The organism is Stenotrophomonas genospecies 3, assembly GCF_054473855.1.
The window spans coordinates 1-369 of the sequence record NZ_JBTMUR010000043.1; the positions used below are offsets into that span (position 1 = coordinate 1).

At 53.1% G+C, this 369-nt stretch carries 1 protein-coding gene; it reads right to left on the reverse strand.

Going from position 1 to position 369, the window contains the following annotated elements:
• A partial coding sequence (locus ACX9OT_RS21845) for an IS3 family transposase (RefSeq protein ID WP_459003668.1) occupies window positions 1-369 on the reverse strand: 369 nt, incomplete at both ends.

Here is a 369-nt window from a genome sequence, read left to right on the forward strand (position 1 = left end):
GCTCAGACCTTTCAGTTTCAGTTTGATGCGTTCTTCGTTGTAGTACTGGATGTATTCCACCAGCCCAGCCTCCAGACCCTCGAGGCTGTCAAAGCTGTTCAGGTAGAAGAATTCCGACTTCAGCGTTCCAAAGAAGCTTTCCATCGCCGCATTGTCCAGGCAGTTGCCGCGCCGGGACATGCTTTGTTTCAACGAGTGCTTTTCCAGCATGTGCCGGTAGTTTTCATGCTGGTACTGCCAGCCCTGGTCGGAGTGGATCATGGGGCGCTCATCCAGGGAAAGCTTCTTGATCGCCTCCTCCAGCATTTGACCCACCAGATCAAATACGGGCCGACGCTTGATCTGATAAGCCACGATTTCGCCGTTGTA